The organism is Priestia endophytica DSM 13796 (genome assembly GCF_900115845.1).
GTDB classification, from domain to species: domain Bacteria; phylum Bacillota; class Bacilli; order Bacillales; family Bacillaceae_H; genus Bacillus_I; species Bacillus_I endophytica.
In genome coordinates this window covers 115,577-128,112 of record NZ_FOXX01000004.1, presented here as the reverse complement: position 1 = coordinate 128,112, position 12,536 = coordinate 115,577, and the positions used below count along the sequence as shown (strand labels likewise).

The window sequence follows — 12,536 nt, the reverse complement described above, 5'->3', positions numbered from 1 at the left end:
ATGAGAGTTGGCGTTATTATGGGAGGAGTGTCCTCCGAAAAACAAGTGTCCCTGATGACAGGGGAAGAAATGATTGGACATTTGGATAAGAGTAAATACGAAGTTGTACCTATTAAATTAAATGACAAAAAAGATCTTATTGAAAAGATAAGAAATGTTGATATTGCTCTATTAGCTCTTCATGGGAAATATGGAGAGGATGGCATGGTTCAAGCTACTCTGGAAACCCTCGACGTTCCATATACCGGAAGTGACATGTTATCAAGCGGGATTTGTATGGATAAACATATAGCGAAAAAAATGATTCGTTATGAGGGCATTCAAACACCAGATTGGATTCACCTTTCCAATATAGAAAATCTTCAATTAGACGAAATAGATAAAATGGGGTATCCATTAGTCGTAAAACCAAATTTAGGTGGTTCCAGTATAGGAGTAACAATCGTAAACGATCAGGATTCCTTACTTTCCTCTCTTGAAGAGGTATTCAAATGGGATACTGAACTAGTAATTGAAAAATATATAAAGGGCGAAGAAATTACATGTTCTATTTTGGACGGAAAGCTTTTACCTATCATTTCAATTCAACATACGGCTGAGTTTTTTGATTATCATACGAAATACCATGATAGCGCTACGATTGAGGAGGTTATAGAACTTCCACCTAATATCCATGACCGCGTCGCTGAAGCTGCAATGGCTTGCTATAGAGCATTGAAATGCAGTGTTTATGCTAGAGTGGATATGATTATAAAAGATGGAATTCCGTATGTTATGGAAGTAAATACATTGCCTGGAATGACAAAAAATAGTTTACTTCCTAAAAGTGCTCATGCGGCAGGAATTCCCTATAACAAGCTGTTGGATATCATTATTGACACCTCCTTGCAAGTTAGGAGAAGCGAAGGTTTCTAATTGCATTTTAAATGCACTCATGTTTCCGTAGAAGATTAAAAATACTCATAAACTCAAATTACAGAAGATGATGGTGCTGTCAATTCAGGAATGGTCATAAAGCTGTGTATTGCTATGAATGTGATGGCACCTAAGGGGGATCATGTATGATCAATTGGTTTCAATTAGATAAAGAATATTTAATGTCTACGTATCTCCGCATGCCAGTTGCTATAGAAAAGGGAAAAGGTTGTAAGCTTTATGATGTCAACGGTAAAGAATATCTTGATTTATTCTCTGGTGTAGGAGTGAATATATTAGGCTACAATCATCCTAATATTATAAAAGCCACCTTTGAACAAGTTGAAAAATGTTTACATCTTCCTTTTCATTTTTTAAACCCAGTTGCTATTGAATATGCTAAAAAATTAGTCGATTATTCTTTAAAAGATGGGAAAGTCTATTATACAAACTCAGGTGCGGAAGCTACCGAGGCAACTTTAAAACTAATTCACAAGTACAGACATATAACAAATCAAAAACAGGATGGAGTTGTTGTACTTAAAGAAAGTTTTCATGGACGTACATTAGGTGCTCTTCACTTTACAAGACAAGAAAATGTATATCAGAATTTCCCTCGTACATCTATTCCTGTATATGAGGTGGAACGAGAGAATTTAAAGGAACTAGAAAGAATAATACTCAAGAAAAAGCCGCTTGCTATTATGCTAGAGCCTGTATTAGGAAGTGGTGGGGTATATCCTTTGTCAGGGGAGTATTTAAAAGGGGTCGAAGAGCTTTGTAGACAGTATAATATGTTATTTATTGTTGACGAGGTGCAAAGTGGTATAGGGAGAACGGGAAAATTGTTTGCTTATCAACATTTTGATATTACACCTGATATTATTCAATTTGGTAAAGCAGCGGGTGGCGGTACACCCTTAGGAGGGATAATAGTAGGGTCACGACTTTATGATGTATTCTCACCAGGTGACCATGGCACAACATTTGCTCATTCTCCAATTGGTACGGCTTTAGGATTAGCTGTATTAAACACATTAATTGATGATGGTTTAATGCAAAAGTCTTATGAAATGTCCTTATATTTGAATGAAAAACTTCAAAAAATTCAGGAGGAAAATTCTTATTTTATCAAAGAAGTACGTTATTGTGGCATGATGTTTGGGATCAGTACTCATGACACTCATAAAAACGCAAAAAAACTACAGCTAGAATTACTGAATAAGGGAATGCTAGTGGACGTTACAAACGGAAACACTATTCGTTTACTTCCTCCTTATATCATTACGAAAGCGGAAATCGATGAATTTATCAATCAATTTATTTCCTGCATTCCAAAATCAGTAGCCTTGACAAGTGTATTGTGATATATGCTTAATTCAAAATAAATACCGCCTTTGATTAGGTCTTAGGCTAAGTAAAGTAGTGTATTGTAATCTATTTTTTGTTAATACAGTGTTCTAAAAGTTAATTATTCTAAAAAATTTTTATTTAAATAAAAATAATAAGTAAAAACCAACCTCATTTTTTACTCAGCGGTAAATGAAGGGATTGGTTTTTTGCTTTTCAAGGGATCTGAAGGCAATAACTATCGTATAGATACGTTGTAGAGATAATTCAAATAGGAGAAAGTATAGAGCAATGACCTTATGGTAAGTCCAAAATACTTAGTAATATTAAAGACGTGTTTGTATGTCACCAATATTTGTTCTCAATTTAGGTTTGACCCTTACTGTCTCCGTGCTATTATAGAACGGAGATTGCTCTTTTAGTTCTGGAATAAGCGGGATCTCCTCTTGTGCACCCAAACCTTGGCAATTTGTACGATACTATGAAAGAATAGTTTAATAACTGATGATTATATTTACAAAGGAGAAAGAGATGAAGAAATTTGCAATCCCTTTACTAGGTATCACAAGCTTAACAATAACTGTATTTCTATATTTTAATACACAAGGACATAGTAGTAGATATGTACAGTGGGGAGGAAATAACCCTATAGATCCAACATATGTAGAACGCCTCCAAGGGAATGGTATTCCTTAAAAAATTAAAGGCAATTAAAGTGAAGAAAATTTATTTAAAGGAGAAGAGAGGGGATAAAAATATATTTTTATCCTTGAAATTATGTCTTGTAAAAACACATAAAAAAACTTCTGGATTGATTTTAGGTTCATAATCCTTTGCAATCTGTAAAAGCTCCATAACGAAAGAGGCGCTCTTTTTCACCTTTTTCTAACACCAAAACCATTTGTGGCTCTAAGTCGATTTGTTCCTATGAATTCAAACATCAATAACTTCTTTTAGAGAAGCGGGAGTTCTTAACCCTTTAATTTTTTAATTCTCATATAGATACAAAGCAAATTAAACATTCTGAGACAAATGAGATTTGCAATTTAATCATTTTCAAGCTAATCCTAGGATTTTAATGAACCAGCGGAGTATAAACGTTCCAAAAGCTTATCAAGCAGCAAAGTCCGGATAAGATGTAAAAATGATTGAAACGAGCTTAATTCATTAATTGTCACTATAACATGTATTTTTCTATCCATTTGATTGCAACCAAACATGAAGATTTAAGATTCAATATGAATTAAGATTTATAAAAGCGGCGTGAAAGTTTAAAATAAATGACGATGTTAACATGAAAATCTGAAGCTTCAATCTAAAAATCCAAAAGAAAAACTTCTCTGAGAAACGTTAGCATAGGGGATGAAGAAATAAAACCTCTTCTCTTTCTTCATTTTTCTAGTTTACATAATATATATTATAGGAAGTTGAATAAAATAGTGATTTTCTGTCTCATGAACTAAGTTAACTTAACGTTATGAGACGAAAAAAATAAAATGCTTATGAATTTCATACAATTTTTTTTGAATGTTTTCATATCATTCATTGTGAGTTTACACACACGATCAGTCATAAATAAAGATTTTTTATATTTTCAATGAATCATCTAGCTGATATTCCTTCAACATAATAGCATGCAATGCTATAGTTTCTAAACAAGAATTCTTTTCGAAGGCGTCTCATTTCTTTATAATAAACGGTAACTCTTACATAAAGGATGATGTTAGATGATTGATGCGCACCTGCACCTTGCTGAATATTCCAATATTCTAGAACGAATCAAACACTGGCAAGATTATGGAATTACGGGCATTGTAGCTGTTTCAACAGATTTAGTTTCGAGTTATCGTACATTAGAATTAAAAAGCCGCTATCCGAACTTCATTATTGCAGCCGCTGGTTTTCACCCAGAGCATCCGCTTCCATCTTCTCGTGATCTCCATGAGTGGCATGATTTAATTGATCATGAAACGTCTCATTTCTCAGCTATAGGTGAAGTTGGGATGCCACAGTACCGTGAAGATGCCTTTCATCCGTACGTTAAAAAACAATACGAAGCGCTATTTTTAGAGATGGTACAAACGGCTAAAATGTATCACCTCCCTCTTCTTTTGCATGCTGTTCATATGGGCGCTCCGCTTGTTTACCGTCACCTTCAAGCACATAAGATTAAGAAAGCGCATTTTCACTGGTTTAAAGGCGATGAACAGACAACGCAACACATTATAAATGCAGGCTATTATGTCTCTGTAACGCCTGAAGTCTGCTATCGGAAACGAGCTCAAGAGTTAGTGAAGCGTATTCCGCTTTCACAACTCCTTCTTGAGACAGACGGTCCATGGCCTTTTCAAAAACGTTTTGCCCACTGTGAAACATCTCCTTTGCTGCTTCCGCATGTCGAAAAAACGGTGTCTTCCTTAAAATCCATTGATCCTATCGTGTTGAGAGATCAAATGAAACACAATATTAAGAATCTTTTTTCAATGAAAGCGTAAACTCTTCTTTAAGAAGTGAATAAAGCTCAAGATCTACTCGACGTCCTTTCAATTCTTCATAGGAACGAAGTACGCCTTCTTTTTGAAATCCAAGACTTTCTAGTAAGTAACGAGACCGATGATTATGAGGATCAATTTTCGCTTCAATACGTTTTAAGCCATATTGATGAAATCCTGTATGAAGCAGAATATGAAGCGCTTCTTTCATATAGCCATGGCCCCAATAGTCTCTACTTAATTCATAGCCAATTTCCGCTCGATGATGATCATGATTCCATTCATGAAACCCACACGTGCCGATAATGTCTTTACTCTCTTCTGTAACAAGTGTAAAATGATGACCTTTTCCTCGCTGTGTTAACACGATAAAAAACGAAATCATCTCTTCTGCTTGCTGGAGTGATGTTAAGGGCTCAATGTCCATGTATTTGGTTGTTTCTTCATCAGACCACACGTTAAAAAGAGACGAAGCATCCCCGAGCAACATCGGTCGTAAACGAAGTCTTTTTGTCACAAGCATACGTTTTTTCCTCCCGTTTCTCTATTTACTCTCTTTTCGTTCTCTATTTTCTCTTTTTTGCTATTGTAATATATGAAAATATAGACAAAATGCCAAAAAACACGGGGTTTTATAAAAAAAATATTTTCCTCATATAATAAATAAAATGTAATAAAAGATTAACTTGTCGTTGAAATATTTGTCATTTACAATAAATAGTGAAGGAGGTGTTGGGTCAGTGATTCTTTCTTTCCTGTTCGATCATTCCCTATGGCTCTATGGAATTCTCGCGGGGATAGCTTTTATTGGAATTGGTTTTTTGGCAACTCTGTGGTTTTTAACTTCAAATGTTGTACAACGCCCGTTTCGTCCATTTCGAAACGAACTAGCAGGAATACAAGAAAAAGAACACCGCTCTCATCACAAGTCCTAAATTTATTGGTGAATAAGAAAGCCACACAGCCTATTCTGTGTGGCTTTCTTATATTATAGCCCCTCTTCCTTTGGGAAAAAAGTTTGAAATACCGAGTTTTTCGGAATACGAAAATGTTCCTCTCCGGTCATGTTGTGTAAAATGGTCGCATTTCGGTATGGAGATAAGCTTAAATTCGTTGCTCCAGAGCCGTGCGAGTATTCTAAGTTTGTAAGCGTGTAAAGATGTCCCTTGCTTTCTTCTTCTCTTACAATTCGGTAATGATCATCTACTTTAAATACGTGTTCATCTTCCCATACGATTTTATTTTCAAATCGTTCTAACCAGTCAGGAATACGTGGTTTGTAGCCTGTAGCCAAAATCACTTTATCAGAGTGAATTTGGAATAATTCGTCTTTCTCTGTATGATGAAGCGTAAGCGTGTAGCCTTCTTCTTTTTCTTCGATATCTTCAAGAGAAGTTGTTTGCATAATCGTTGTCGTAAGAGGTTCTCCGTCAATCGATTGATGATAAAGCTCTTTGTAAATGGATTCTAGCAAAGATCCTTTCACCCCGTGTCGTAGCTTTGATAAGTCATCTACCGTGCCTTTTCGCTTGTCGACAGGAAGCGTTCGAAAATAGCGGATATAGTCTGGTGAAAATAGCTGCTGAGCCATTTTAGCAGATTCCATTTGAAAAAAACCACCAGAGCGTGTATACCAATTTAAGGTGAACGATTCGTCTCGCTTCCGCTGCAGAAGATCGTAATAAATTTCAGCAGCGCTTTGACCAGAGCCGATAATTGTGACGGTGTCCCCTTCTTTAATCTCATCTTTTCGGTACAGATAGCGGCTTGTGTGAAATACATCACGTGAAGGGAGAGAGTACACAAATTCTGGAACATTTGGTTCATGACCTGTCCCAAGCACAACGTGACGTGTTTCATATGTTTCTTCCTCTCCGCTCTCATAATTTTGCACCTTCACCATGTATCCATCTCCCGTTTCTAACACGTCTGTGACTTCACGACGCAGACGAAGCGTTGGGAGTTGACTTCCGGCCCACTTCAAATAGGAACTAAACTCTTTGCGAGGCACTTCAAAGTCTTCAAAAAAGAAAAAGGCATGAAGACGATCGTGTTCATGAAGATAGTTTAAGTATGTATACGGACTTTTTGGGTTTAATAGCGTGACTAAATCAGCTAAAAAAGCATCTTGTAGCGTTGTACCATCAAGTAACATCCCTGGATGCCACTCAAGGGAATCTTCCCGCTCAAATACAAGGACCTCGAAATTCTCTATTTCTTCAGCAAGAACGCCAAGACCTAATCCATAGGGTCCTCCACCGATAATCACTGCATCTATTTTTTTCATTCTATCTCTCCTTTTTTATTCCGTATAAAGGATTATTCCCTGTCTTTTGAAAAGGAAAACCTAGCATGCATAAAAACGAGGCGGTGAGGACATATCAACAATAAAGGAAGAAAAAGGAGCGAGTTTATGTGGGAGAAATGGATTTCTGCTTATATTACCTTTGCGTTAATTTCAGCAAGCACTGTAGTCTTTTTCATGAACATATTTTTTCCAAACTTGTTAAGTACAAACGTCATCATTGGGCTGATTGGCGTTCTTTGTCTCGCGGTGTTTTTAGCCATTTTGCAAGCGGTTTTTATTATCATTAAGCTTATAAGGTGGGACAAATCATAAAAAAACGAGGAGACCGATGAGGTCCCCTCGTTTTTTTGAAACTATTCTTTCAAGCTGAAGCCTTGTTTGTTCAGCATTTCTTTAATATGTGGATAGTAAACGCGTGTATAAAGAGAAGAAATGGTTTCTGACCATGTACGCGTTTCTTTTCCATTTGTACGATTTATCATGTAAGCTGAGATTTGTTCATCGTATTGTTGAACGAACCCTTTAAGATTGTTGTTGTATTTTTCAGCATGACGCACTGCTTCTTGTGGGAAGCGTGGTTTTTTCGCTGAACGATCTGCTGGGTGACCGACAACAAGACCACATACAGGAAATACGTATTCTGGAATATCAAACAGCTCAATCATCTCATCCATACGGCCTCGAACTGCACCAATTGGCACTGTACCAAGCCCCATAGACTCCGCCGCTGCTGTTGCCGTTCCAACAGCAATCCCCACATCCGTCGCGCCAACAAGAACCGACTCTGCTCCATCTGTCACTTTCAGCTCTGTGCCCGTTAGCTCTGTTGCAATTTTCGCACGGTTAAAATCTGCGCAGAATAAAAGGAATACAGGGGCTTGCTCAATCCACACTTGACCTCCTGTAAGGTCCGCTACTTTTTTCTTTGTTTCAGGATTTTGTACCGTAATGACTGTAACTTGTTGACCATTAATCGAAGATGGTGCAGCTTGTACAGCATCAATGATAGCTGTTAGCTGCTCTTCTGATACCGGTTCATTCGTATACTGACGAATAGAACGATGATCGTTTAATGTTTCAAGTACTGAATTCATGATGATCATCTCCCTTTCTTCTAACACATTAGGCGTTCTTTTCAAATTTTTTAGCTTGTAAAGGACCTGCAAGAAGTTCTTTTGCTTTGCCTACAAATGCTACAAAATGAGGAGCTCCATTATGAGAAGCTACAGCTTCTTCGTCTTTCCATTCTTCTAACATTAAAAATTCATTTTTGTTTTCTGTGCTTTCAAATAGCGTATAGCTGATGTTTCCTTCTTCATTGCGCGTTCCTTCAATTAACGCTTTTGCTTCTTGTAAAAACTCTTCGCGCTTATCTTCTCTTACTACCATTTTTGCTTCGATTCCGATCATATGGGATATTCCTCCTTTAGTTTGTTCGAAATTAATCGAACTTTAAAGCCATTCTTTCCCTCTTCTTTTTCCCAAAGAGAGATGAGATTACACGTTTTTCACTTGTTTGTTCTATAAATATCGAACAATGAAACTTTATCATAAAGGAATTAAGACTGCAATCATTTTGGTTTGGAAAATGTTGAGATGAGGAAGAAGTAGCTCTAGCTCAGTAAGTATGATACAGTAAAATCATGAGAACACCATATCAACCATCAAGAAAAGATATTAAATTACCGTCTGTTTTACATGCGCTGAGTGATCCACTTCGTCTAAAGATTGTAAAAGGACTTTCGGAAACAACGGAGCAATATTGCAGCCCTTATTTACATTTAAACATAGCAAAATCCACGCTTTCCCACCATTTTAAAGTGCTGAGGGAAGCGGGTGTGATTAAAGTACGAATTGAAGGAACACAGCATTTCTATTCTCTTCGAACAGAAGATTTAGAAGCCCTTTTTCCTGGTCTCCTTCCGTCTGTCCTCAGAGCAGATGAGGCGCATATTGAGTAAAACAAGTTAAAAAGAGCCGAAAAAAGAGAGATTTTCTCTCCTTTTTCGGCTCTTTTTCATGCTATTTGGAGTGTTTTTCTTTCCAGAGATGTTCGAACGGACATTTCGCATGAGAAGTTTCATCATCGGGTAGGAAATACTGCTTCCACTCATAGTTATTTTCTGTGCCGTACACGTTCAAGTCTTGATGAGGCTCAATGCTATCATAGGCAACAAGGCGCTTTCTGATGGATTCTTGTACACGTTGACTTTTTTGTTTTGTTGCATTAAACGTCTCTAATACCCAGCGCGGCGTAATAGCCAACATCACACACGGAAACGAACGGCTTTGACGTCTTTTGTGGGCTGGAGTTGCACAATACATAAAATATCGCTCACCGTGAAAACAAAATTCCCATGATGGATCGTTTGCATCTTTTGGAATGTGCATTGGCCACTCTTTTTCGTCTTCTTGGGCAAGCGTATTTAACGTCTTCCAAAACAAGGTATAGTAATCTTCGACTTTATAAGTCTTTACAGCATCCTCCGGCGTCTCTGCAAAAACGATGAGGGATGCATATTTACCTGTTGAACGAGAAATCTTCGTATAACGAGTAAGAAGCTCTTTCAAGTCTTGAGCCGATTCATCCGTCCTGATATCACGTAAAAATCCATAACGGAGCTGATTCAGAGCAAACCCTTGTGTTGCAGGGATACACGGAAACAGTGCTTGTTTACTCGATAGCTTCTCGCTAAAACGAGTAAACACTTCCCGCTCCCAGGCCTGTAATAGCGTTGGATTTTCTTCTAACGTCTCTTTTGTATATAGTGTTGTCATCCTTTCCATTCCTCCTCTGCTACAACGTATTAAAAGAGGAAGAAATGGGTGACAGTCCACTGTTTAAAACAAGCTGTGGAAGGCCTTTATTCCGAAGTAACACGCAAATCCGATCATAAAAAGCGCAGAGCAGCACGAAATCATAAAGAATAAACCAGGTGTTAAAAAGCGACGAGCGCTACTTCCCATAAAGGCCATCCCCACATCCCATAGCATAATCCCCGCAAACATCGCAAGGCTACTTAGTAACATTTGACTTGTCCCGTATTGATCAGCAGTTTGAGCCAAAACCGAGCCGTAAATCCCAATCCAAAACAGAACGGTTAACGGATTAGACAGCGACATTAAAAAGCCTGAAAACGAGGAACTCCATAGTGTTTTATCTTGACGGGAACGCGTTGAAAGATCGGTTGAGCGCGCGTTCCACAAAATTTCAATCCCTGTATAAAGAAGCACAAAAAAGCCGAAACACCATAGGAACGTTTTGACGAGTGGAGCTTCTAAAAAGTGCACAACTCCAAAAAAGATGAGCATCATATACAGAACATCGGCTATAAAGGAGCCAAGTCCAAACATCCACGCATGCATAAATCCGTACCTCATCCCTTTATCAAGCTGTGCGGCTGTAATGGGTCCCACAGGAGCGGCAAGAGACAATCCTAACAGAAATGAACTAATCCATAAACTCACCACACGGTTCCTCCTTCAATAGAACTTGTACACCTCTTTTACTTTATTCGTATGGTGAAGGATGTATGTTGATTATTTCATCTTTTGAAAGGCCATTGTGACCCATTCTTCTGTTTGAACACGATGAATCGGTTGAAATCCATGGTCCTGTAAAAGCTCTTCAACGACAAGGGTGTTCCAGTCTACCATACCAGAGATTAGAATATGGGATGTTTTAGAAAGAAGCTGCTGCGCGTTTATAATCGTAACAGCTTCATCTCCACCGATATTGACAAAGATCCAATCATATTGAGCTGTGATCACTCCCTCTGTATGCATGACATCCAGCTGATGAACGGTAATATTAGATACTTCATTTAGCGCTGCATTATAGAGCACTTCACGTTCAACGGGTTCAATATCGACTGCTTCTACCGTTTGAGCTCCAACAAGGGAAGCGGCGATGCTTAAAATTCCAGATCCTGTCCCAAGATCTAATACGCTCTGTCCCTTCAGATCTTGGGAAACGATAAACCGAACGCAATCTTGGGTTGTGCCGTGAAGACCTGTTCCAAACCCACCTTGAGGATCTAATAAAAGACGGCGTTTGCCTTCATAAGAAGAGAAGTCTGGAAACGCAATCACCCATCCGTTTTCAAGATCAATATCTTCAAAAGACGGCGCTTGTCCAAGTAAATCCTCTTCTGTTAGAAAGCGGTAGTGAATATCCTCTTTCGGAAAAGAGAACTGCTCGTGTAAGACTGCTTTGACATCGATTTCCTCCTCCCCGATGTAGACATGAAAAGGGATAGTTTCGTCTTCTTTTTCTTCATAATCATACCCGTTTGATGTTGTTTCCACTTCAATGGGCGCCTCGTAGTACGTATTATAAAGACCAACTAGGTTTAAGTTCTCGACCATTTCTTCTGCTTTTTTATAAGGGATATGTACCGTAAATTCATGTAACATTAATTGTCTTCCTTTCGTTATTGCCAGTTCTTGTTATGAAACAATTCCATAGCTTTTTCCTTCTGTTCATTTGAAATGTGAGTATACACTTGGGTTGTACTAATGTTTTCGTGTCCAAGCAGTTCTTGTACTGTGCGCAAATCTGCTCCGTTTTTGACTAGATACGTCCCAAACGAATGGCGAAGTTTATGACTTGAAAGAGATTTAGTTGCGAGATATTCAAATCCCTTTTTTTCTTTTAAATTTTCAAGCGTTTTCGTTGTCACATGCTGAATCATTCGGCGTGAAATGCGTTTGCCGTGCCGCGTTAAAAAGAAAGCTTCCTCATGCTCCGCGTGTGGGGTTCCTCGCTCTTTTTCGTATATTCTTAGCTCGTCGTATAAAAAGGACGGAAGCGGAATATAGCGTGATTTACTTCCCTTTCCAAACACCGTAATTCCAGGGCGAGAACGATCAATATCTGTAACGTTTAAATGATGCACTTCAATGACCCGAAGCCCTGCAAAGGCCATTAGTTTTAAAATCAACATATTCCGGCGGTAAAACGCATCATGTGGCACGCTCTCAAAAAACGCATGTAATTCTTCTTCATTTAAATAAGACGGAATGTGCGTTTTTTTCGATTTAGCGGTTTCAATTTCTAAGGCCGGATTTTCATCTGTTAGATCGTGTTTGATCATGGCTTTATAAAAAAGACGAAGCGCCATCAATCTTCGGTTTCGGCTTGCGGAGGAATGGTCTTGACGAAGCGACGTGTTACTGCGTTTTCTCAGCATGCGTAAAAACCCGCTCACATCTCGCTTGGACGTATCCTCCATTTCTTTCTTGCCCTCGTGTTTGTCCACTATATAGTGTAAATAAAGGCGAACGTCATGTCCATAGTGACGAAGGGTTGAAAAAGAGTACCCTAAGTCTTCCATATATAAATCAAATACATCTAATTCTTCTTCATAAAGGGTGTCGATGTTCGTCTCTTTCATTCTTCAAAACTCCTTACATTTTCTCTCATATTATTGCGTGTAATATATCTTACACGCAATAGAATACTAGATCGT

At 38.1% G+C, this 12,536-nt stretch carries 15 protein-coding genes; 7 read left to right on the top strand and 8 right to left on the bottom strand.

Features of this window, described 5'->3' with window-relative positions; translation table 11 throughout:
* The 4 genes from BM012_RS09635 to BM012_RS09625 all read left to right on the top strand — a co-directional run bounded on the left by BM012_RS09635 (position 1) and on the right by BM012_RS09625 (position 4,760).
* Positions 1-915 carry a D-alanine--D-alanine ligase gene (locus BM012_RS09635; protein ID WP_061804310.1) on the top strand — a complete coding sequence of 305 codons (915 nt, stop codon included), beginning with the start codon at positions 1-3 and terminating at the stop codon, positions 913-915.
* Positions 916-1,061: 146 nt separating this feature from the next.
* Positions 1,062-2,282 carry an aspartate aminotransferase family protein gene (locus BM012_RS09630; RefSeq protein ID WP_061804311.1) on the top strand — a complete coding sequence of 407 codons (1,221 nt, stop codon included), beginning with the start codon at positions 1,062-1,064 and terminating at the stop codon, positions 2,280-2,282.
* Between the two features lie 514 nt (positions 2,283-2,796).
* Positions 2,797-2,961, top strand: coding sequence for a hypothetical protein (locus BM012_RS26370; protein WP_161939304.1), 165 nt, complete (start codon positions 2,797-2,799; stop codon positions 2,959-2,961).
* 1,031 nt (positions 2,962-3,992) lie between these two features.
* Positions 3,993-4,760, top strand: coding sequence for a TatD family hydrolase (locus BM012_RS09625; RefSeq protein WP_061804312.1), 768 nt, complete (start codon positions 3,993-3,995; stop codon positions 4,758-4,760).
* On the opposite strand, the gene BM012_RS09620 is transcribed toward BM012_RS09625, so the two are convergent.
* The gene (locus tag BM012_RS09620; protein ID WP_061804313.1) at positions 4,732-5,280 is read right to left on the bottom strand and encodes a GNAT family N-acetyltransferase; all 549 of its coding nucleotides are present in this window, start codon (positions 5,278-5,280) and stop codon (positions 4,732-4,734) included. The genes BM012_RS09625 and BM012_RS09620 overlap by 29 nt on opposite strands.
* Positions 5,281-5,497: 217 nt before the next feature.
* Here BM012_RS09620 and BM012_RS09615 point away from each other — a divergent pair, with 217 nt between their 5' ends.
* Positions 5,498-5,692, top strand: a complete 195-nt coding sequence (locus tag BM012_RS09615) for a hypothetical protein (protein ID WP_019394274.1) — start codon at positions 5,498-5,500, stop codon at positions 5,690-5,692.
* 53 nt (positions 5,693-5,745) lie between these two features.
* Here the strand turns inward: BM012_RS09615 and BM012_RS09610 are convergent, their stop codons facing one another.
* Positions 5,746-7,044, bottom strand: a complete 1,299-nt coding sequence (locus tag BM012_RS09610; RefSeq protein ID WP_061804314.1) for a lysine N(6)-hydroxylase/L-ornithine N(5)-oxygenase family protein — start codon at positions 7,042-7,044, stop codon at positions 5,746-5,748.
* Positions 7,045-7,170: 126 nt separating this feature from the next.
* Here BM012_RS09610 and BM012_RS09605 point away from each other — a divergent pair, with 126 nt between their 5' ends.
* Positions 7,171-7,377 (top strand): hypothetical protein, encoded by a 207-nt coding sequence (locus BM012_RS09605; RefSeq protein WP_061804315.1) that lies wholly within the window; start codon positions 7,171-7,173, stop codon positions 7,375-7,377.
* 41 nt (positions 7,378-7,418) lie between these two features.
* On the opposite strand, the gene BM012_RS09600 is transcribed toward BM012_RS09605, so the two are convergent.
* Positions 7,419-8,159, bottom strand: coding sequence for an NADPH-dependent oxidoreductase (locus BM012_RS09600; protein WP_061804316.1), 741 nt, complete (start codon positions 8,157-8,159; stop codon positions 7,419-7,421).
* 28 nt (positions 8,160-8,187) lie between these two features.
* Entirely contained in the window at positions 8,188-8,475 is a 288-nt protein-coding gene (locus BM012_RS09595; RefSeq protein ID WP_061804317.1) for a putative quinol monooxygenase, read from the bottom strand.
* Positions 8,476-8,708: 233 nt separating this feature from the next.
* Between BM012_RS09595 and BM012_RS09590 the strand changes: the two genes are divergently transcribed.
* Positions 8,709-9,026: an ArsR/SmtB family transcription factor gene (locus tag BM012_RS09590; protein WP_061804318.1), complete on the top strand. Its 318-nt coding sequence runs from the start codon at positions 8,709-8,711 to the stop codon at positions 9,024-9,026.
* 61 nt (positions 9,027-9,087) lie between these two features.
* Here the strand turns inward: BM012_RS09590 and BM012_RS09585 are convergent, their stop codons facing one another.
* The 4 genes from BM012_RS09585 to BM012_RS09570 form a co-directional block, all read right to left on the bottom strand.
* On the bottom strand, positions 9,088-9,843 hold the full coding sequence (locus tag BM012_RS09585) for a YqcI/YcgG family protein (protein WP_061804319.1): 756 nt from the start codon (positions 9,841-9,843) through the stop codon (positions 9,088-9,090).
* A gap of 63 nt (positions 9,844-9,906) precedes the next feature.
* Positions 9,907-10,533, bottom strand: coding sequence for a LysE family transporter (locus BM012_RS09580; protein WP_061804444.1), 627 nt, complete (start codon positions 10,531-10,533; stop codon positions 9,907-9,909).
* A gap of 72 nt (positions 10,534-10,605) precedes the next feature.
* Positions 10,606-11,481, bottom strand: a complete 876-nt coding sequence (locus tag BM012_RS09575) for a 50S ribosomal protein L11 methyltransferase (protein WP_061804320.1) — start codon at positions 11,479-11,481, stop codon at positions 10,606-10,608.
* A gap of 17 nt (positions 11,482-11,498) precedes the next feature.
* On the bottom strand, positions 11,499-12,461 hold the full coding sequence (locus tag BM012_RS09570; RefSeq protein WP_061804321.1) for a tyrosine-type recombinase/integrase: 963 nt from the start codon (positions 12,459-12,461) through the stop codon (positions 11,499-11,501).
* Positions 12,462-12,536 lie beyond the last annotated feature (75 nt).

Bases quoted from the DNA above. Each gene is read 5' to 3' on its own strand.
- BM012_RS09635 (WP_061804310.1), top strand. From the start codon at position 1: ATGAGAGTTGGCGTTATTATGGGAGGAGTGTCCTCCGAAAAACAAGTG.
- BM012_RS09630 (WP_061804311.1), top strand. From the start codon at position 1,062: ATGATCAATTGGTTTCAATTAGATAAAGAATATTTAATGTCTACGTAT.
- BM012_RS26370 (WP_161939304.1), top strand. From the start codon at position 2,797: ATGAAGAAATTTGCAATCCCTTTACTAGGTATCACAAGCTTAACAATA.
- BM012_RS09625 (WP_061804312.1), top strand. From the start codon at position 3,993: ATGATTGATGCGCACCTGCACCTTGCTGAATATTCCAATATTCTAGAA.
- BM012_RS09620 (WP_061804313.1), bottom strand. From the start codon at position 5,280: ATGCTTGTGACAAAAAGACTTCGTTTACGACCGATGTTGCTCGGGGAT.
- BM012_RS09610 (WP_061804314.1), bottom strand. From the start codon at position 7,044: ATGAAAAAAATAGATGCAGTGATTATCGGTGGAGGACCCTATGGATTA.
- BM012_RS09605 (WP_061804315.1), top strand. From the start codon at position 7,171: ATGTGGGAGAAATGGATTTCTGCTTATATTACCTTTGCGTTAATTTCA.
- BM012_RS09600 (WP_061804316.1), bottom strand. From the start codon at position 8,159: ATGAATTCAGTACTTGAAACATTAAACGATCATCGTTCTATTCGTCAG.
- BM012_RS09595 (WP_061804317.1), bottom strand. From the start codon at position 8,475: ATGATCGGAATCGAAGCAAAAATGGTAGTAAGAGAAGATAAGCGCGAA.
- BM012_RS09590 (WP_061804318.1), top strand. From the start codon at position 8,709: ATGAGAACACCATATCAACCATCAAGAAAAGATATTAAATTACCGTCT.
- BM012_RS09585 (WP_061804319.1), bottom strand. From the start codon at position 9,843: ATGACAACACTATATACAAAAGAGACGTTAGAAGAAAATCCAACGCTA.
- BM012_RS09575 (WP_061804320.1), bottom strand. From the start codon at position 11,481: ATGTTACATGAATTTACGGTACATATCCCTTATAAAAAAGCAGAAGAA.
- BM012_RS09570 (WP_061804321.1), bottom strand. From the start codon at position 12,461: ATGAAAGAGACGAACATCGACACCCTTTATGAAGAAGAATTAGATGTA.